The following is a 17672-nucleotide window of genomic DNA, read 5'->3' as shown; positions in this document are numbered from 1 at the left end:
GGCGATCCTAGACGCCCCGGTCAGGACGGGTCGATCGCCGCCGCGGTCTCGCCGATCGTCAACCGGGCGTCCTCGGGGACGTTCCGCTTGATCACCGCGAGGGCGACCTGACCCAGCTCGTGGTGCAGCACGGCGGTGCCGACGAAGCCGACCGGCCGACCGTCCAGGGTCACCGGCGTACCGGCGGTCGGGGGCTGGTCGGTGGTCACCCCGTCCAGGTGCAGCAGCACCAGCCGCCGGGGCGGCCGGCCCATGTTGTGCACCCGGGCCACCGTCTCCTGGCCCCGGTAGCAGCCCTTGTCCAGGTGCACGGCCGGGCCGATCAGGTCCACCTCGGCCGGGATGGTCCGGTGGTCGGTGTCCACCCCGACCCGGGCCCGCCGGGCGGCCACCCGGATCGCCTCGTACGCCCAGAGCCCGGCGACCGGTACGCCCGCGCCGCGCAGCTCCGCCACCACCTGCTCCATCGCCGGCCGGGGCACCAGCAGGTCCACGCCGAGCGGCCCCCGTCGGGCCCAGCCGCCGGACGGCAGCAGGCGGACGTCGTAGCGCACGGTGGGCCGGGGCGGCACGGCGCCGGCGGTGAACTTCGGGCCCGGCACCGCGACCAGGTCCGGCGCGGCCAGCCCGGTCACGCCGAGCGTGCCCAGGGCCTCCAACGCCGCCGGCCCGACCAGCGACAGCAGGGCGTGGTCCGGGGTCGCGTCGCGCGGCTCGACCTTGCTGAAGAACCGCATCTTCTCCAGGTACGCCAGCAGACCGGCGGTCGCGCCGGGCTCGGTGTCCAGCCAGGTGGTCTCGCCATCCTCGGCGACCATCGCGTGCTGTTCGACGTGCCCGTGCGGGGAGAGCACCAGCAGCTCGGTGCCCTCGCCGGCGGCCAGCGTCGCCAGGTGCTGCGAGGTGAGGGTGTGCAGCCAGTCGGCGCGCTCCTCCCCCGGCACCGCCACGATCCCCCGGTGCGACCGGTCCACCAGGCCGACCTCGGTGTCCAGGGTGCGCTGCTCACGCAGCGGGTCGCCGTAGTGCGCGGCCACCCCCCGTACCCCGGCCGCGGCGTGCGCCGGCTCCGGCTGGTCGCGGCTGGCCTCGTCGATGCTCTCGACGGCCACCGCACCCGCGATGTCGATCATTTCTGGTCCCCGTTCTCGCAGCGGTCGCAGACGCCGAAGAGTGACACGTGCCCGATGTCCACCCGGAACCCGCGCTGCGCGGCCAACTGGTCGGCGAGCGGGCGGAGCAGCTCCGGATCGATCTCGTCGATCGCGCCGCACTCCCGGCAGACCAGGTGGACGTGCTGGTGCTCGCCGGCCGCGTGGTAGGTCGGTGAGCCGTGCGACAGGTGGGTGTGGGTCACCAGCCCGAGCCGTTCCAGCAGCTCCAGCGTGCGGTAGATGGTGGTGATGTTGACGCCGGCGGCAACCTCCCGAACGGCGGTGTGCACCTGCTCCGGGGTGGCGTGGCCCAGATCCAGCACCGCCTGCAGGACGAGCTGCCGCTGGGCCGTCAGCCGCAGCCCACGGGCCCGGAGCATTTCCGCGAGGGAGGATTCGGACACCGTCCGATCATAGTTCGGCCACGGCGCCGGTCCTCGCGCCGCGACCGACCGCCACTACGCTCGACGGTCATGGTGATGCCGTCCGTCCGGAATCCCGCCACCGCGCCGACCGCACGGATCGCCGTGCTGGGGCGCGGCGCGGTGCCCGCCGGGGAGCCGGTGCTGCGCGGCGACGACCTGGGCGTACTGCGCGGCGACGGGCTCTTCGAGACCATGCACCTGCGCGACGGGCGGCCGTGGCTGCGCGACGAGCACCTAGCCCGGCTGGCCGCGGCGGCCGCCGCCGTGGAGCTGACCCTGCCGCCCACCGACGCGCTGGTCGAGCTGCTGGACGTCGTCCGGGCCGGCTGGCCGGCTGCGGTGGAGGGGGCGCTGCGGCTGGTCTGCACCCGGGGGCCGGAGGCCGGCGGCCCGCCGACCGTGTACGCCACGCTGGCCGAGGTCCCCGCGTCGTCCCGGGCGGCCCGCCGGAACGGGATCAGCGTGGCCACCCTGCCGCTCGGGGTCCCGGCCGCGGCCCGCACCGGCCTGGACTGGCTGCCCGCGGGCATCAAGTCCACCTCGTACGCGGTGAACACCGCCGCCCGTCGCTGGGCGGGCCGGGCGGGGGTGGACGACGTGCTCTGGGTCTCCTCCGACGGGTACGCGCTGGAGGGGCCCACCGCCAACGTGGTGTGGCTCACCGGCGACACGCTCTGCACGGTGCCGGCCGCCAGCACCGGCATCCTGCCCGGCACGACCGCCGCCTGGCTGCTTGGGCACGCCGGCGAGCTGGGCCTCGGCGCCGCCGAACGACTGGTCACCCCGGCCGAGCTGCACGCCGCCGACGCGGTCTGGTTCACCTCGTCCGTGCGCGGCCTGATCGAGGTGCACACCCTGGACGCCGTGCCCCGCAACCGCTGCCCGCGCACCCCGGCCATCCAGTCGTTGCTGGGCTTCCCGCTGGACTGACCGACCGGCTCGACGCCGGACTTCCGCTCAGCCGGCGACGCGGATGAGGCGGGCGGAGAGGTGCGGGCTCAGCCCGTGCCCCATCGCGGCCATCTCCTGCGCGTAGAGCAGAGCGCCCTCGACGATGCCGAAGAGCCGGTGCCCGGCGGTGACCTCCTTGGCGGTCGAGGTGCGGACCACGGCGTCGGTGACGAACTCGATCTGGGTGCCCTTGCGCTTGCCGATGTGCAGCTCCATCACCCCGGACGGGGTGGTCAGCAGCGCCTCCAGCTCGTCGGTGGCCCGGCCGTCCACCACCACCGGCCGCCACCAGCCGACCTCACGCCCGGCCGGGCGGACCGGCTTGCTCTGCTCGTCGAGGATCCACGCCCGCGACTCGTACGACAGGAACGGCCGGCCGTCGTGGCTGATCCGGATCTCCTGGGCGTAGTCGAAGTCCTCGACGGTGGGGAACCCACCCTTGCCCCGGCCACGCCACACCCCGATGTACGGCAGCAGGCCGTCCAGCGTCGGGTGCAGCTTCGGCCCGACCCGCAGGTCGTGACTCTCCTCGAAGGGGTACGGGTCGACCGGCGGCGCGTTCAGCCACGGCGGCTGCAGGGGGTTCTCGTCGCTCACCGCGCCACCTTCGTTCGCGACTGCGGGGCTCGCAAACCCGGCTCACTCCTCACGGTCACCAGTTACCTCTCGAAATGCGTACGGCTACGTAGACCAGGCCACCGGCGAGCGCGCCCAGGCCGGCGACCAGCAGGCTGACGAACCCGATCTCGGTAACCATCCCGACCATCCTATGCTGGGCCCCATGGCCCGCTCTCTCGTCGTCAAGGTCACCGCCGGTGCGGACGCGCCGGAGCGGTGCGCGCAGGCGTTCACGGTCGCCGCGACGGCGGTCGCCGCCGGGGTGGACGTCTCGCTCTGGCTCACCGGGGAGTCGACCTGGTTCGCGCTGCCCGGCCGGGCCCAGGACTTCGAGCTGCCGCACTCGGCCCCGCTGGCCGAGCTGCTGCACGTCATCCTGGCCACGGGCCGGGTGACCGCCTGCACGCAGTGCGCGGCCCGCCGGGAGATCGGCCCCGACGACGTGCTGCCCGGCGTACGGATCGCCGGGGCAGCGGTCTTCGTCGAGGAGGCGCTCGCCGAGGGCGCGCAGGCACTCGTCTACTGACCCGGGCGCCGGTGCCGCGGCCGGCACGGGCGGAGTGCGGATACCGACCCGGCATCTCGGACAGATGCCTACGATTCGCATGTGACCGAGGCGACGGAGAGATTCTTCGAATCACTGCCGGCACGCGCTCCGGAGATCCTGCGCGGCCTGGCCGACGGGACCCTTCAGATCGACCTCGGCACCGGCGACCGGACCGAGCACTGGCTGGTCCGGATGCGGCCCGGGGAGGTGCAGGTCAGCCGGGCCCGCGGCCCGGCCGACGCCATCTGGTACAGCAGCGTGGACCTCTTCGACCGGCTGGTCACCGGCAGGGCTCAGGGGATCGCCGCGGTGCTGCGCAACGAGAGCACGTTCAGCGGGAACGTCATCCTCTTCCTGGCCTTCCGCCGCTTCTTCCCGGACCCGCCCGGCACCAGCGACCCGCGCGAGGTGGCCCGGGAGCAGGTCAGGCGGCTGGCGTGAAGGATCTGGTCAGCATCCTGGACGGCAACACCTTCCTGGTCAGCGACCGGCGGGGGGACATCGAGCCGTCCTTCGACTTCCCCACCGGTCTGTTCTCCTTCGACACCCGCTTTCTGTCCAGCTGGATCCTCACCCTCAACGGCGAGCGGCTGCACGCCCTCTCCATCGACGAAGGAGAGTCCTACCGGACCCGGTTCTTCCTGGCCCCGGGTGAGCCCACGCACTACCTGGACGCGAAGGCCTCGGTGATCCGCAGCCGGGCCATCGGGGGCAGCTTCGACGAGGAGCTGACCGTGCTGAACCACAGCGGGGAGGAGGTCGAGTTCACCCTCCGGATCGACATCGGCGCCGACTTCGCCGACCTGTTCGAGATCAAGCACGCCCGGCAGAAGCGTGGCCGGTCCAAGGCCACCGTCGCCACCGACGAGCTGCGGCTGACGTACCGGCGGGACGCGTTCCACCGGGAGACCGTGGTGAGCACCAGCATGCCGGCACAGGTCGACGTCGCCGGGATGACCTTCCGGATCCGGATCGGCCGGCACGGCGAGTGGACCACCCGGCTGCACGTGGCCACGGTCGTCTACGGGGCGCGCGGCGAGGACATCCGGGCCACCCTGCCGTACGGCGGCAGCCGCAACGCCGAGGCCATCCACACCGAGCAGCAGCAGCTCATCGACCGGGCCCCGAAGCTCGGCTGCGACTGCCAGCCGCTGGCCGGAGCGTACCGGCGCAGCCTCAACGACCTGGCCGCCCTGCGCTACGAGTCGATCGCGCTCGGCGTCCGGCTGCTCGCTGCCGGGCTGCCCTGGTTCATGACCCTCTTCGGCCGGGACAGCATCATCACCTCGTTGCAGGTGCTGCCGTTCCTGCCGGAGCTGATCCCGCCGACGATCTTCATGCTGGCCGGGTTGCAGGGCCACCGGGTGGACGACTTCCGAGACGAGGAGCCTGGCAAGATCCTGCACGAGCTGCGGTACGGCGAGACCGCCGGTTTCGAGGAGCAGCCACACTCGCCGTACTACGGGTCGGCGGACTCCACCCCGCTGTTCGTGATCCTGATCGACGAGTACGAGCGCTGGACCGGTGACGTCGAACTGGTCCGGCGGCTGGAGCCCACCGTCCGCTCGGCTCTGGAGTGGATCGACACGTACGGGGACCTGCTCGGCACCGGCTACCTCTGGTACCAGACCCGCAACCCGGACACCGGTCTGGCGAACCAGTGCTGGAAGGACTCCTGGGACGGCATCTCGTACGCCGACGGCCGGATGCCCGGCTTTCCCCGGGCCACCTGCGAACTGCAGGGGTACGCGTACGACGCCAAGATCCGGGCCGCCCGGATGGCGCGGGAGTTCTGGAACGACCCGGCGTACGCCGACCGGCTCGAGCGGGAGGCGGCCGAGCTCAAGCAGCGGTTCAACCGCGACTTCTGGATCGCCGACCGGGAGTACTACGCGCTCGCCCTGGACGCCGACGGCCGGCACGTGGACGCGCTGTCGTCGAACATCGGGCACCTGCTGTGGAGCGGGATCGTCGACGAGTCCCGGGCGGGCCGGATCGCGGAGCACCTGCTCGGTCCACGGCTCTTCTCCGGCTGGGGGGTACGGACCCTCGCCGACGACCAGGGCGGGTACAACCCGATCGGCTACCACGTGGGCACCGTCTGGCCGTTCGACAACTCGCTCATCGCCTGGGGGCTGTGGCGGTACGGCTTCCGGGAGGAGGCCGGACAGATCTGTGACGCCATGCTGGCCGCGTCCCGGTACTTCAACGGGCGGCTGCCGGAGGCGTTCGCCGGCTATGAGCGCGGCCTGACCGACTATCCGGTGGAGTATCCGACCGCGTGCAGCCCGCAGGCCTGGTCCACCGGCACGCCGCTGCTGCTGCTGCGGGTGATGCTCGGTCTGGAGCCGCAGGGCGAGCACCTGATCATCGATCCGGCCGTGCCACCGGGCATGGGCCGGATCGAGCTGCTGGACATCCCCGGCCGGTGGGGCCGAGTCGACGCGCTGGGCCGCAGCCGTACTCCCGAGGAGGAGCAGCAGCGGCGCGACGGCTGAGCTGCGGTCGTCGGAGTCCGGTGCCGCCGCGGGTCAGCTCGGGCAGGCGACGGTGGCGGTCAGCCGGGCGGCGTCCGGGGTGAGCTCGGCCAGCACGGTGACCGGGCCGGCGCGGTACGCGTACACCGGGGGGGCGTCCAGCAGCGGGGTTCCGTCGGTCAGCGCCCCGAGTGGGCCGGCCGGCGCGGCCGGGCCGGGGGCGGCGACGGACCACGCGGTCCGGGCCACCGCGCCCCCCGGACAGGGCGCGCGGACCAGCTCCGGCGTCGGTGGCACCGGCTGGCCGAGCGCCCGTGCCGCGGCGGACAGGGCGGCCACCTCGGGACCGTCGGCCGCCACCGGCGCCGGCGTGTAGCCGGAGCCCACGGGCCGGCAGCCGGTGTCGGCGGTCAACCGCACCCGGCCGTCCCCGGTCGGGCCGCCCTCGACGGCCACGAACTCACCGGCGTCGGCGCTCAGCCGGGGACCGTCCGGGGTCCTCCGGACGCCCGCCCGCCAGTCTGCCGGGAGCCGGTCGGCGATCCGGTCCAGTACGGCCTGTTCGGTGCCCGTGGGCGCCAGCACGGTCACCGCACGCCGCAGCGTCGCGCCGTCGGCGAAGGGAGTGACCCGGCAGCCCCGGTCGATCCGGGGCGGGACCAGCTCCAGCACACTGCCGGCGCCGGCCGCCGCCGCCAGCTCACCGACCGCCCGGTCGACCACCGGCCCGGCCTCGCCGAGGGAGCGCTGCTCGCGCACGGTGGGCGGGTCGTCGCGGACCGAGAGCCAGGTGAGCCCGGCCAGCAGCACGGCCCAGGCCACCGTCGCGGCCAGCAGCCAGCGCAGCCACCGCCGGTTGGGTGCCGGCGCGTCGGGACCGGTCGACGGGACCCACCCCGCCCGGACAGCACCGCTCACCCGGCCATCGTGTCACGCGTGGTCGGCCCGCCCGGCGGCACGGGTCGGCGGATCCAGCCGGTAGCCGACGCCGCGCCCCGGCGGGCTGACCGTCGGCGTGCCGGCGACGGTCCGGGTGAACCTGGTGGACACCACCACCGGCCACACCCTCACCGCGAACGCCCAGGGCAGGTACGCCTGGTGGCTGCCGAAGGGCCGGTACGAGGTGATCGTGGCCAAGGACGGCTGGGTGCCGGAGGTGCAGCGCACCCGGATCGAGGCGGGCTTCGTCAACACGCTCGACTTCGTGCTCGACCCGGTCTCGTCCTGCACCAGAGCCGGCGGGATCTGAGCGGCAAAGCCGACCGGGGCCGGTCACCCTCTCGGGTGACCGGCCCCGGTCGATCGGAGCGGTGGGTCAGGCGACGGTGACGGTGACCTCGTTGATGCCCCGGCCTGCGGTGACGGCGGTGTCGCCGTTGCCGTGCCGGGAGAGCGCCCGCAGGGTCCAGGTGCCCGGCGCGGCGAAGAACCGGAACTGGCCGGCGGGAGAGGTGACGACCTCGGCGGTGAACTCACCGGTCGAGTCGAGCAGCCGGACGTAGGCACCCGGGACCGCCTCGCCCGCCTCCGAGTGCACGACGCCGGTGATCACGGTTTCCTTCTCCAGGTCCAGGCTGGCCGGCAGCGGCGCGGCCTGGTCGGGCGCGGCGCAGCCCGCGGCGGTGGGAGCGGTCATGGTCAGGCCTCCCCGGGCTCATCGCCGAGTGCGACCGGCACGCCGACCAGCGAGCCGTACTCGGTCCAGGATCCGTCGTAGTTCTTCACGTTGCGGTGGCCCAGCAGTTCCTGGAGCACGAACCAGGTGTGCGAGGAACGCTCGCCGATCCGGCAGTAGGCGATGGTCTCCCTGCTGTCGTCGAGCCCGGCGTCGGCGTAGATCCGGCGCAGCTCGTCGTCGGACTTGAAGGTGCCGTCCTCGTTGGCCGCCTTGGACCACGGCACGCTGATCGCCGTGGGGATGTGCCCGGCCCGCTGCGCCTGCTCCTGCGGCAGGTGGGCGGGGGCGAGCAGCCGGCCGGCGAACTCGTCGGGGCTGCGCACGTCGACCAGGTTCCTGGTGCCGATCGCGTCGACGACCTCGTCGCGGAAGGCGCGGATGGAGGTGTCCGGCTCCTGCGCGACGTACCGCGTCGCCGGGCGGGTCACCGCGTCCTTGACCAGCGGACGGGCGTCCAGCTCCCACTTCTTGCGGCCGCCATCGAGCAGCTTCACGTCGCGGTGGCCGTAGAGCTTGAAGTACCAGTAGGCGTACGCGGCGAACCAGTTGTTGTTGCCGCCGTAGAGGATCACGGTGTCGTCGTTGCTGATGCCGCGCTCGGAGAGCAGCGCCTCGAACTGGCTCTTGTTGACGAAGTCCCGGCGCACCGGGTCCTGCAGGTCGGTCTTCCAGTCGAGCTTGATCGCGCCGGCGATGTGGCCGGTGTCGTAGGCGGAGGTGTCCTCGTCGACCTCGACGAAGACGACGCCCGGGGCGTCGAGGTTCTTCTCGGCCCACTCGGCCGAGACGAGTGCGGTGTCGCGACTCATCGAATCACTCCCTGGTGAGGATGGATGGTGAGCCAACGCGCGAGAGTATCGATAGGTGTGACTGTCGCACCACGCGCGGGACCCTGGGAAAGGACGGGATCACGGGTTCGTGCGACGGCGCCGCTGCCGGGCGTTGGGTGGGATCACCGGAGGGTACGCGGACCCTGCGTGCCGGTGGCCGCTCTCAGGCGGCCGAAGACAGCCCCGCCGTCAGATGACGGGGCGACACAGGCAGGTGGCCACGCGGCACAGGTCGACCGCGCGCCGTTTGGTGAGGAGCGTCCCCATGAGCACGGAGCCTACCAGTCCGAGTGGTGGTCACCACTGGACCGACCAGCATCCGGGACTCCCACCCGAACCATCGACGGTCCGGCGTCCACCGTCGAGCGAGGACTCAGCTGGCAGAGTTGATCGGCACGTTCTTCGCGTCGGCGGTGACCGCGAGCCCCTCGGGCAGCGGCCGGACCTCCCGCACGGCGAGCTGGAACGGCAGGTCGGGCAGGGGCACGTCGATGGAGATGCCCTTGGCGTAGTTGTTCAGCAGGGTGCGGGCCAGCGGCAGGTTCGGCAGCCCGGCCGCGTCCAGGTTGTTGAAGCGCAGGGCGACCGCGCCGTTCTTGCCGACCGTGACGTCGGCGGTGCCGCTGACGGTCAACTTCTGCCCGAGGATGTCGACCGGCGCCGTGACGGCGAGCTTGCCGCCCTGCTCGCCGAGTTTCAGGCCGGGCCGGTCCAGCAGCGCCGCGAGGCTGTCGTAGCTGATCGTGCCGGTGCCGTTGACGGTGTCGGCGACCACGTCGCCCTGCCCGGTGCGCAGCGTGTCCAGCGAGGCCCGCACATCGCGGGCGTCCACGTCCAGCACCGGCAGGCTGACCGTGGCACCCTCGACCGGAGCCTGCACGTCGGTGAGCTGGATGGAGATCCGCTCGTACCGGCCGTCGAGCACCTGGGTGAGGAACGGGAAGCCGCCGACGTCGACCTGGGGCTCCGCCGACTGCGCGTTCTGCTTGGCGATTTCCTGGCTGACCCGTTTCCCGATCTCCCGCTCGGCCACCCCGGCCGCCACCCGATCGGCGATCACCAGCAGCCCGATCAGCAGCAGGAGCAGGACGACGAGCCCGATGAGCAGCTTGCGCCCACGCCGTCGGGGCCGAGCCTCGTACGCCGAACCGTCCTGCGCCACGCCGCCTCCTGTCTCCGCCCGCCGCACCGCGACGGGTCGCCGCCCATGACCGGTGCCGCCAGGCGGCGCACCGTTCGTACCCGACCCGCCCCGGGCTCAACCGTGGTTCAGAGGAACAGCATGCACATCGCGTACGCCGCCGGCGCGGCCAGGGCGAAACCGCCGAGCGGACCCTGCATGTGCCGGGCGACCCACATGGTGGGCAACTCGCCCGCCATCAGCCGGCCCGCCTCCGCGTACCCGACGGCGAGGTCGGAGAGCACGGCGGTGACCGCCGCGACCAGGCCGATCATCGCGGCCCGGGTCGGCGTGAACGGTGCGACCAGGTAGCTGCCGAGGACCGCGCTGACCAGCGTGCCGACCATGGCGCCGGCTACGACACCGGCGGCACCCCGGGGCACCTGGGGAGCGAGCCGCGGCCACGCCAGCACCGCGTCGGTCAGTCGGGCGACGGTGAGCGCCACCCCGCTGGCGGTCAGGCAGACCGTGATCGCCTGGGTGCCGGCCGGGATCCGGCTGAGCACGATCAGGGTGCCGAAGGCCACCACGCCGACCACGATCAGCAGCGTGGTGCCGAGCGAGTCGGTGACCCGGACCCGGTCGACCCGACGGACCAGTTGGCCGAGCACCGCGGCGAGGAACGCGGCGGCGGCCAGGTAGCCCAGCGGCGCCAGGCCGGCGACCTCGGTCTGCACCGCGGCGACGTCGGCGGCCCCGGCGACCGCGGCGCTGACGCCAGCGACCAGCAGCAGCGCGGGCGGCCGCATGGCCATCGTCCAGGCCAGCACGAACAGCAGTTGGACGCCGAAGATGATGAGGGCGAACGGCAGCCGGTGCCCGGGGCCCGAGGTCTGCGCGCCGAGCACCAGACCGACGCCGAGCAGCGCGGCGAAGCCGGCCACGGTCAGCGAGAGGGGCCGGCGCACCTCGACCGGCGGTACGACCTCCTCCTCCTCCACCTCGACGTCGTCCTCGCTGCGCCGGGCGGGCACGCCGGACCGGCGCGCCCGGCGTGGTCCGCCGCGCTCGCGGCGTTCGACGTCGTCGATGGCCGGGCCGGTACGCGGTGCCGGCGGTTGGCCACGGGTCGGATCGGCCGGACCCGGACGGGGCCCGCCGGGCCACGGATCGCGGCCGGCCTCGGGCGAGGTGGAGGGAAACACGCCCCGATCGTGCCAGACCGACCGGCGCCCGCGGAGGTCACGGTTTCCGCGACGTTAAAACTCGGGCCACGATCAGGGGCAAGGCAGACAAACAGGAAACGGCCCGACGGTGCGGCGGAGGCGATCGGTTACGCTCGACCCGCTACCCGCCCGTCAGTGACGCCGGGACCACGCAAGTTCTCAGCGCACTCCTCCGCGAGTGTGACTGGTCGCGCGCGGCCAGGCGGCCGCCGGGACGGAGGTGATCGTGGAGATCCTGCTGCTGGTGACCGCACGCGCAGGGGAACCGTCGGCTGTGCTGCCGGCACTCGACCTGCTGCCGCACTCGGTCCGCACCGCGCCGCGCGATGTCCGCACCCTGGTCTCCGGGCCGAGCCCCGACGCGGTGCTGGTGGACGCCCGCTCCGAGCTGAGCGAGGCCCGCGCGACCTGCCGGATGCTGCACGCCACCGGCCTCGGCGTTCCGCTGGTCGCGGTGGTCACCGAGGCCGGCCTGATCGCCCTCAACGCCGACTGGGGCGTCGACGACGTCATCCTCGCCTCCGCCGGTCCGGCCGAGGTGGAGGCTCGGCTGCGGCTCGCGGTCGGTCGGCTGAGCAACGCGACCGCCGGTGCCGGCGGCTCGATCCGGGCCGGTGAGCTGACCATCGACCCGGACACCTACGCGGCCAAGCTCAAGGGACGCCCGCTCGACCTCACCTACAAGGAGTTCGAGCTGCTGAAGTTCCTGGCCCAGCACCCGGGCCGGGTGTTCACCCGTGACCAGCTCCTCCGCGAGGTCTGGGGGTACGACTACTTCGGCGGCACCCGCACGGTGGACGTGCACGTGCGGCGGCTGCGGGCCAAGCTCGGCTCCGAGTACGAATCCATGATCGGCACCGTCCGGCAGGTGGGCTACAAGTTCGTCGTACCCCCCTCGCGGTCGCTGCCCGAGGCGGAGCACTCGCCGCTGTCGGTCTGACCTCACCCCGTCCGGGGACTGTTCCTTGTACGCCCTTTTTGCGCAGCTCGTCAGTTCTATTCTGACTGCCGGGTTTGTCGGAGAAGGGGGCGACGGTGCGCGCACTGACCACGGGGGCGACGGGCCGGCGTGACCGGCCAGCCGGGCGGAAGCCGTGACGCGGGTCAACTCGGCGCCGCGGGCCGCCGGAATCGTGACGCTGGTGGTGGCGGCACTGCTCGGGTCGGCGTACGCGCTGGGCCGCAGCCTCATCCCCGACCAACCGCGACACCACGCCACCGGCGTCACCACGGGCGTGGACGACCCCCGCTACGCCGATCAGCCCTCCGGCGAGGAGACGAGCCCGGGACCGCAGCCGAACAGCGACGACGGTACCGGCCCCAGCGAGGCCGGCCAGGACGGGTCCACGCGGCGCGGGTCGTCGCCCGAGCCCGAGGCCGACAACCTGTTCGGCGCCCATACCACCACCGGCACCTCGCGCGTTGCCCTGACCTTCGACGACGGGCCGGACCCCCGGTACACCCCACAGGTCCTGGCCGCACTGCGCGAGCACCACGTGAAGGCCACGTTCTGCGTCGTGGGCGAGAACGCGCAGGCCCACCCGGACCTGATCGAGGCGATCGTGGCCGACGGGCACACCCTGTGCAACCACTCCTGGAACCACGACGTCACCCTGGGCAAACGCTCTCCCGAGGCGATCCGCGCCGACCTGGTACGCACCAACGACGCGATCCGGGCGGCGGCGCCGGGCGCGCCGATCGTCTGGTACCGCCAGCCCGGGGGCGCCTGGACCCGTCCGGTGGTGTCGGTGGCGCAGCAACTCGGCATGAGCCCGGTGCACTGGTCGGTGGACCCGTCGGACTGGCAGGCGCCCGGTGCGGGCAGGGTCGCCGCCGCGGTGGTCACCCAGGTCGAGCCGGGCTCGGTGGTGCTGCTGCACGACGCGGGCGGGGACCGGCAGGGCACCGTGGACGCGCTGGCCCGGATCCTGCCCGACCTGACCTCGCGATTCGAGCTGGAGGCACTGCCGAGCGATCCCACCTGAGCCGCAGCCGTCACAGGCGGCCCGGGATGGCGTTCGAGGGCCGACGGCGGCGGATACAGCCGTCACAGGCGGCCGGGATGGCGTTCGAGGGCCGACGGCTGCGGATACGGTGACGGGATGAGCAGCGCGGAGCCGACCAGCGACCAGGTGACCCGGACCGACCGACTGACCCCGGCCGAGATCACCGACGTGCTGGCGCTGGTCCGCTCCGCGGGCGAGGTGGACGGCGCGGACCCGCTCGACGAACATGTGCTGCTGCGGCTGCGCGACCCCGACGCCCCGTCGGTGCACCTGACCGCACGGGCCGACGACGGCGCGCTCACCGGCTACGCGCACCTGGACACCACCGACCCGGTCGACGGGATCGGGGTCGAGCTGGTGGTGCACCCCGGCTTCCGGCGGCGCGGCACCGGGCGGGCGCTCGCCCGGGGAGTGCTCGCCTCGGCCACCGGGCCGCTGCGGGCCTGGGCACACGGCGACCACCCCTCGGCCGCCGCGCTCGCGGTCGACCTCGGTTTCCACCGGGCGCGGGTGCTCTGGCAGCTGCGCCGTCCGCTGGCCGCCCCGCTGGCCGAGCCGCGGCTGCCCGACGGGGTGGTGCTGCGCGCCTTCCAACCGGGCGCGGACGACGCGGCCTGGCTCACCCTCAACGCCCGGGCCTTCGCCGAGCACCCCGAGCAAGGCCGGTGGAGCGCCGACGACCTGCGGGTCCGCCTCGCCGAGCCGTGGTTCGACCCGGCCGGGTTCCTGCTCGCCGAGGAGTCCTCGACCGGCCGGCTGCTCGGCTTCCACTGGACCAAGGTGCACGAGCGGCCCGGCGCCGCCCGGATCGGCGAGGTGTACGTGCTGGGGGTGGACCCGTCCGCGCACGGCGGCGGACTCGGGAAGGCGCTGACCACCGCCGGGCTGGCGTACCTGCGGGACAGGCGCGGGCTGGACCGGGTGATGCTCTACGTCGACGACTCGAACACCGGGGCGGTTGCGCTCTACCAGCGACTCGGCTTCGCCCACTGGGCGGCGCACGTCAACTACCACCTCGGCTGACCGATCCGGCGCGGCCGGCGGCACGTCACCGGCCGATCACGGCCACGCGTCGGCGGGATAACGCCGGACCGGAAATATGCTGATACTTCTGACAGGCGTACCCGAGTTCACTTAACGGACAACCCACCCTCAGCGAGCGGTCACCTCGGGGGCCGTACGTGTTCACCTCGCGTTCATTCGCGACCGGCGAACCGGCTACCTGGCACTTCTAACTTTCGTGTCAGCCGGTCGAACGCCGGTCCTCGGGCCCCGGTAGCGGGGCGCCAGGTCAGACGCGAAGGGAAACCCCTCAGGTGAAGCTCCAGCGGTACGGCACTATTGCCTGCCTCGCTCTTACCGCGACGCTCGGTCTCAGTGCTTGCGGCTCGGACAACAACGAGCCCTCCAGCAGCGCCAGCGCTTCGGGTTCGGCCGCCGCGGTCGACTGCGCCACCGGCACCGTGAACGCCCAGGGTTCGTCGGCGCAGAAGAACGCCATGGCCGAGTGGATCAAGGCGTACCAGCAGAAGTGCGAGGGCACCACGATCAACTACGAGCCGTCCGGCTCGGGCGCCGGCATCCAGGCGTTCATCGCGGGCACCGCCGACTTCGCCGGCTCGGACTCCGCGCTCAAGCCGGAGGAGCAGCCGCAGGCGGACGCCAAGTGCGTCGGCGGCAAGGCCATCCACCTGCCGATGGTGATCGGTCCGGTGGCCGTGGCCTACAACGTCAGCGGCGTGGACAACCTCCAGCTCAAGCCGGCCACCCTGGCGAAGATCTTCGCCGGCAAGGTGACCAGGTGGGACGACGCGGCGATCAAGGCCGACAACCCGGACGCCAAGCTGCCGGCGACCACCATCCAGACCGTGCACCGGTCGGACGAGTCGGGCACCACCGACAACTTCACCAAGTTCCTCTCGAAGACCTCCGAGGCGGACTGGACCCTGGGCAACGCCAAGGCCTGGAAGGCCCCGGGCGGCACCGGCGCCAAGGGCTCGGACGGCGTGGCCAGCTCGGTGAAGGGTGCCGACGGCGCCATCGGCTACATGGAGTGGTCGTTCGCCGAGAACGCCGGCCTGAAGACCGCCAAGATCGGTAACGGTGCGGGCGAGTTCGCCGCCCTGACCGCCGAGGCGGCCGGCAAGACCATCGCCGGGGCGAAGATCGAGGGCCAGGGCGACGACCTCAAGCTGTCGATCGACTACAACACCAAGGAGGCCGGGGCCTACCCGATCGTCCTGGCGACGTACGAGATCGTCTGCGGCAAGGGCCTCGCAGCCGACAAGCTCAAGCTGGTCAAGGGTCTGCTGGGCTACGCCGCCAGTGCCGAGGGCCAGAACTCGCTGACCGACCTGGGCTACGCCCCGCTGCCGGAGACGGTCCGCACCAAGGTCGAGACCGCGGTCACGAACCTTTCCTGACCCGACACACCACTCCGCAACCGAATCGAGCGAGCAGATGGGTGAAACCCCTCACCGCTCGGCCGACGCCGGCACCGGCGGGACGCGCGTGACCCAGAGTCACGAGTGGCCCGCCGGTGCCTCGGCGCGTGTGGCCGAGGCACCAGTCAGCACCCGTACCCCGGACGGCGGCGCGCTGGGCGGCGGCGGCGCGCTGCCGCGCAACCGGAAGTTCGGCGCCGAGCGGGCCTTCCGCGGTCTCACCCTGGCCGCCGGCGCCACCGTCCTGGTCGTCATCGCCGCCATCGCGATCTTCCTGGTCGCCAAGGCGGTGCCGGCCCTGCGCGCCAACACCGCGAACTTCTGGTCCTACGAGGGCTGGGCACCGAACGAGGCCCAGCCCAAGTTCGGTATCGGCACGCTCGCCTTCGGCACCGTGCTCAGCTCGGCACTCGCACTGCTGATCGCGGTGCCGGTGGCGCTGGGGATCGCGCTCTATCTCTCGCACTACGCGCCGCGCCGGCTGGGCACCGCGCTCGGTTTCCTGATCGACCTGCTCGCCGCCGTGCCCAGCGTGGTCTTCGGGCTCTGGGGGCGGGACGTCTTCAGCAACCCGGTCCGGGACTTCTCAGTCTGGCTGAACGAGTACTTCGGCTGGCTCCCGATCTTCGGCGGCGACGGGCCGTTCGGCAAGTCCATCATGCTGGGTGCCCTGGTGCTGGCGATCATGGTGCTGCCGATCATCACCTCGCTCTCGCGCGAGGTGTTCCTGCAGACGCCGACCGCCAACGAGGAGGCTGCCCTCGCCCTGGGGGCCACCCGCTGGGAGATGCTGCGCACCGCGGTGCTGCCCTACGGTCGCCCCGGCATCATCGCCGCGGTGATGCTCGGCCTGGGCCGTGCCCTCGGCGAGACCATCGCCCTGGCGCTGACCCTCGGCATCACCTTCGGCATCTCGTTCAACCTGATCCAGAACGGCGGCAACACCATCGCCGCCAACATCGCCAACGCGTTCGGCGAGGCGAACGAGACCGGTCGGGGCGCACTGATCGCCTCCGGTCTGGTCCTCTTCACCATCACCTTGATCGTCAACATCACCGCCCGGGCGATCATCTACCGCCGCCGGGAGTTCACGGAGTCGGCCGCATGACCACCACCGTCACCTCCCACCGCACCCGGCCGCCGGCCCAGCCCGCCTCGCTGCGGGCCAGGCGGCTGCCCTGGTACGCCGCCCCGGCCATTGCCGTGGCAGCCCTGGCGCTCTCCGCCGTGATCGTCTACGGCACCGACATCGGCGGCCCGGTCCTCGTGGTCGTCCTCGGCGCGATCGTCTACCTGGTCGGGCTCTTCGCCGCTGCCAACGCGGTCGAGGGGCGCCGCTCGGCGCGCAACCGCACCTGGAGCGCGCTGATCCACTCCGCCTTCGTGCTGGCCGTGCTGCCGCTCACCTCGGTCGTCTGGACGCTGGTAAGCAAGGGCGCCGAACGGCTCGACGCCGACTTCTTCAACGCCTCGATGAACAACATCGGCGCCCGCGACCCGAACGGCGGCGCGTACCACGCGATCATCGGCACGCTGGAGCAGGTCGGCATCGCCACCATGATCACCGTGCCGCTGGGCATCCTCTGCGCCATCTACATCGTCGAGTACGGCCGGGGCCGTTTCGCCTTCGCGATCCGGTTCTTCGTCGACGTGATGACCGGCATCCCGTCGATCGTCTCGGGCCTCTTCGTCCTGGCGTTCTGGGTGCTGATCGTGTCGCCGTGGTTCAACGACGGCCGGCCGAGCTTCTCCGGCTTCGCCGCCGCGCTGGCCCTGGCGGTGCTGATGCTGCCCACCATCGTCCGCTCCACCGAGGAGATGCTGCGCCTCGTCCCGGCGCCGCTGCGCGAGGGCGCGTACGCCCTCGGCGTGCCGAAGTGGAAGACCATCCTGCGGGTGGTGCTGCCCACCGCGCTGCCCGGCATCGTCACCGGTGTCATGCTCGCCATCGCCCGCGCGGCCGGCGAGACGGCCCCGGTGCTGCTGGTCGCCGGCGGGGGCGCCGCGATCAACTTCAACCCCTTCGAGAACAACCAGTCGTCGCTGGCCCTCTTCGTCTACCAGCAGGCCGGTGACGCGTCGAAGTACGCGCCGGCACGGGCGTGGACCGCGGCACTCACCCTGGTCGCCCTCGTGCTGATCCTGACGATCGCGGCGAAGCTGCTGGCCCGCCGAAACCGGCTCGCCCGATGAACC

20 protein-coding genes and 1 pseudogene are annotated in these 17672 nt (G+C 72.6%); 11 read left to right on the top strand and 10 right to left on the bottom strand.

Annotation, left to right across the window (positions count from 1 at the left end; all coding sequences use genetic code 11):
* Nucleotides 1–20 precede the first annotated feature (20 nt).
* Nucleotides 21–1133 carry a YgfZ/GcvT domain-containing protein gene (locus ACFOW4_RS02995; protein WP_377524174.1) on the bottom strand — a complete coding sequence of 371 codons (1113 nt, stop codon included), beginning with the start codon at nt 1131–1133 and terminating at the stop codon, nt 21–23.
* Entirely contained in the window at nt 1130–1558 is a 429-nt protein-coding gene (locus ACFOW4_RS02990; protein ID WP_377524172.1) for a Fur family transcriptional regulator, read from the bottom strand. Before ACFOW4_RS02990 ends, ACFOW4_RS02995 begins: the two co-directional genes overlap by 4 nt.
* 69 nt (nt 1559–1627) lie before the next feature.
* Here ACFOW4_RS02990 and ACFOW4_RS02985 point away from each other — a divergent pair, with 69 nt between their 5' ends.
* Nucleotides 1628–2509 carry an aminotransferase class IV gene (locus ACFOW4_RS02985; RefSeq protein ID WP_377524171.1) on the top strand — a complete coding sequence of 294 codons (882 nt, stop codon included), beginning with the start codon at nt 1628–1630 and terminating at the stop codon, nt 2507–2509.
* 27 nt (nt 2510–2536) lie between these two features.
* Here the strand turns inward: ACFOW4_RS02985 and ACFOW4_RS02980 are convergent, their stop codons facing one another.
* Both ACFOW4_RS02980 and mtfM read right to left on the bottom strand, forming a co-directional pair.
* Entirely contained in the window at nt 2537–3127 is a 591-nt protein-coding gene (locus ACFOW4_RS02980; RefSeq protein WP_377524169.1) for an FABP family protein, read from the bottom strand.
* Between the two features lie 55 nt (nt 3128–3182).
* Complete coding sequence (gene mtfM, locus ACFOW4_RS02975) at nt 3183–3287, bottom strand: small membrane protein MtfM (RefSeq protein ID WP_269456547.1); 105 nt, start codon at nt 3285–3287, stop codon at nt 3183–3185.
* A 12-nt stretch (nt 3288–3299) separates the two neighbouring features.
* Here mtfM and ACFOW4_RS02970 point away from each other — a divergent pair, with 12 nt between their 5' ends.
* The 3 genes from ACFOW4_RS02970 to ACFOW4_RS02960 all read left to right on the top strand — a co-directional run bounded on the left by ACFOW4_RS02970 (nt 3300) and on the right by ACFOW4_RS02960 (nt 6193).
* Nucleotides 3300–3674: a DsrE family protein gene (locus tag ACFOW4_RS02970; RefSeq protein ID WP_377524168.1), complete on the top strand. Its 375-nt coding sequence runs from the start codon at nt 3300–3302 to the stop codon at nt 3672–3674.
* An 81-nt stretch (nt 3675–3755) separates the two neighbouring features.
* On the top strand, nt 3756–4136 hold the full coding sequence (locus ACFOW4_RS02965) for an SCP2 sterol-binding domain-containing protein (protein WP_377524166.1): 381 nt from the start codon (nt 3756–3758) through the stop codon (nt 4134–4136).
* Nucleotides 4133–6193, top strand: coding sequence for a glycogen debranching N-terminal domain-containing protein (locus ACFOW4_RS02960; protein WP_377524165.1), 2061 nt, complete (start codon nt 4133–4135; stop codon nt 6191–6193). The genes ACFOW4_RS02965 and ACFOW4_RS02960 overlap by 4 nt, the downstream gene beginning before the upstream one ends.
* Before the next feature lie 33 nt (nt 6194–6226).
* Here ACFOW4_RS02960 and ACFOW4_RS02955 read toward each other — a convergent pair whose 3' ends face one another.
* Nucleotides 6227–7090, bottom strand: a complete 864-nt coding sequence (locus tag ACFOW4_RS02955) for a hypothetical protein (protein ID WP_377524163.1) — start codon at nt 7088–7090, stop codon at nt 6227–6229.
* A gap of 79 nt (nt 7091–7169) precedes the next feature.
* On the opposite strand from ACFOW4_RS02955, the pseudogene ACFOW4_RS02950 reads away from it, so the two are divergent.
* Nucleotides 7170–7421 (top strand): annotated as a pseudogene (locus tag ACFOW4_RS02950) (carboxypeptidase-like regulatory domain-containing protein); the annotation flags it as partial.
* Nucleotides 7422–7487: 66 nt separating this feature from the next.
* On the opposite strand, the gene ACFOW4_RS02945 reads toward ACFOW4_RS02950, so the two are convergent.
* From ACFOW4_RS02945 to ACFOW4_RS02925, 5 genes are all read right to left on the bottom strand, one after another.
* Nucleotides 7488–7808 carry a DUF1416 domain-containing protein gene (locus tag ACFOW4_RS02945; protein ID WP_377524162.1) on the bottom strand — a complete coding sequence of 107 codons (321 nt, stop codon included), beginning with the start codon at nt 7806–7808 and terminating at the stop codon, nt 7488–7490.
* Between the two features lie 2 nt (nt 7809–7810).
* On the bottom strand, nt 7811–8659 hold the full coding sequence (locus ACFOW4_RS02940; RefSeq protein WP_377524160.1) for a sulfurtransferase: 849 nt from the start codon (nt 8657–8659) through the stop codon (nt 7811–7813).
* A 210-nt stretch (nt 8660–8869) separates the two neighbouring features.
* Nucleotides 8870–8947, bottom strand: a complete 78-nt coding sequence (locus ACFOW4_RS02935) for an Ms5788A family Cys-rich leader peptide (protein ID WP_311202345.1) — start codon at nt 8945–8947, stop codon at nt 8870–8872.
* Between the two features lie 106 nt (nt 8948–9053).
* Nucleotides 9054–9842 carry a DUF2993 domain-containing protein gene (locus ACFOW4_RS02930; RefSeq protein WP_377524159.1) on the bottom strand — a complete coding sequence of 263 codons (789 nt, stop codon included), beginning with the start codon at nt 9840–9842 and terminating at the stop codon, nt 9054–9056.
* Between the two features lie 107 nt (nt 9843–9949).
* Nucleotides 9950–11005 carry a hypothetical protein gene (locus tag ACFOW4_RS02925; protein ID WP_377524157.1) on the bottom strand — a complete coding sequence of 352 codons (1056 nt, stop codon included), beginning with the start codon at nt 11003–11005 and terminating at the stop codon, nt 9950–9952.
* A 241-nt stretch (nt 11006–11246) separates the two neighbouring features.
* On the opposite strand from ACFOW4_RS02925, the gene ACFOW4_RS02920 reads away from it, so the two are divergent.
* The 6 genes from ACFOW4_RS02920 to pstA all read left to right on the top strand — a co-directional run bounded on the left by ACFOW4_RS02920 (nt 11247) and on the right by pstA (nt 17669).
* Entirely contained in the window at nt 11247–11966 is a 720-nt protein-coding gene (locus ACFOW4_RS02920) for a winged-helix domain-containing protein (protein ID WP_377524156.1), read from the top strand.
* Between the two features lie 154 nt (nt 11967–12120).
* Nucleotides 12121–13011, top strand: a complete 891-nt coding sequence (locus ACFOW4_RS02915) for a polysaccharide deacetylase family protein (RefSeq protein ID WP_377524154.1) — start codon at nt 12121–12123, stop codon at nt 13009–13011.
* Between the two features lie 117 nt (nt 13012–13128).
* Nucleotides 13129–14055, top strand: coding sequence for a mycothiol synthase (gene mshD, locus ACFOW4_RS02910; RefSeq protein ID WP_377524153.1), 927 nt, complete (start codon nt 13129–13131; stop codon nt 14053–14055).
* A gap of 293 nt (nt 14056–14348) precedes the next feature.
* A complete protein-coding gene (pstS, locus tag ACFOW4_RS02905) occupies nt 14349–15455 on the top strand; it encodes a phosphate ABC transporter substrate-binding protein PstS (protein WP_377524152.1) in 1107 nt (368 codons plus the stop codon).
* A 37-nt stretch (nt 15456–15492) separates the two neighbouring features.
* A complete protein-coding gene (pstC, locus tag ACFOW4_RS02900; RefSeq protein ID WP_377524150.1) occupies nt 15493–16584 on the top strand; it encodes a phosphate ABC transporter permease subunit PstC in 1092 nt (363 codons plus the stop codon).
* Nucleotides 16581–17669 carry a phosphate ABC transporter permease PstA gene (pstA, locus tag ACFOW4_RS02895; protein WP_377524149.1) on the top strand — a complete coding sequence of 363 codons (1089 nt, stop codon included), beginning with the start codon at nt 16581–16583 and terminating at the stop codon, nt 17667–17669. Before pstC ends, pstA begins: the two co-directional genes overlap by 4 nt.
* Nucleotides 17670–17672: the final 3 nt, after the last annotated feature.

The sequence above is a fragment of the Micromonospora sp. GCM10011542 genome, assembly GCF_042650685.1.
GTDB lineage: Bacteria > Actinomycetota > Actinomycetes > Mycobacteriales > Micromonosporaceae > Micromonospora.
The sequence above is the reverse complement of the archived record's forward strand: the minus strand, read 5'-3'. Positions and strand labels throughout refer to the sequence as shown.

Bases quoted from the DNA above. Each gene is read 5' to 3' on its own strand.
- ACFOW4_RS02945 (WP_377524162.1), bottom strand. From the start codon at position 7,808: ATGACCGCTCCCACCGCCGCGGGCTGCGCCGCGCCCGACCAGGCCGCG.
- mtfM (WP_269456547.1), bottom strand. From the start codon at position 3,287: ATGGTTACCGAGATCGGGTTCGTCAGCCTGCTGGTCGCCGGCCTGGGC.
- pstA (WP_377524149.1), top strand. From the start codon at position 16,581: ATGACCACCACCGTCACCTCCCACCGCACCCGGCCGCCGGCCCAGCCC.
- mshD (WP_377524153.1), top strand. From the start codon at position 13,129: ATGAGCAGCGCGGAGCCGACCAGCGACCAGGTGACCCGGACCGACCGA.
- ACFOW4_RS02970 (WP_377524168.1), top strand. From the start codon at position 3,300: ATGCTGGGCCCCATGGCCCGCTCTCTCGTCGTCAAGGTCACCGCCGGT.
- ACFOW4_RS02985 (WP_377524171.1), top strand. From the start codon at position 1,628: ATGGTGATGCCGTCCGTCCGGAATCCCGCCACCGCGCCGACCGCACGG.
- pstC (WP_377524150.1), top strand. From the start codon at position 15,493: ATGGGTGAAACCCCTCACCGCTCGGCCGACGCCGGCACCGGCGGGACG.
- ACFOW4_RS02935 (WP_311202345.1), bottom strand. From the start codon at position 8,947: ATGGGGACGCTCCTCACCAAACGGCGCGCGGTCGACCTGTGCCGCGTG.
- ACFOW4_RS02940 (WP_377524160.1), bottom strand. From the start codon at position 8,659: ATGAGTCGCGACACCGCACTCGTCTCGGCCGAGTGGGCCGAGAAGAAC.
- ACFOW4_RS02995 (WP_377524174.1), bottom strand. From the start codon at position 1,133: ATGATCGACATCGCGGGTGCGGTGGCCGTCGAGAGCATCGACGAGGCC.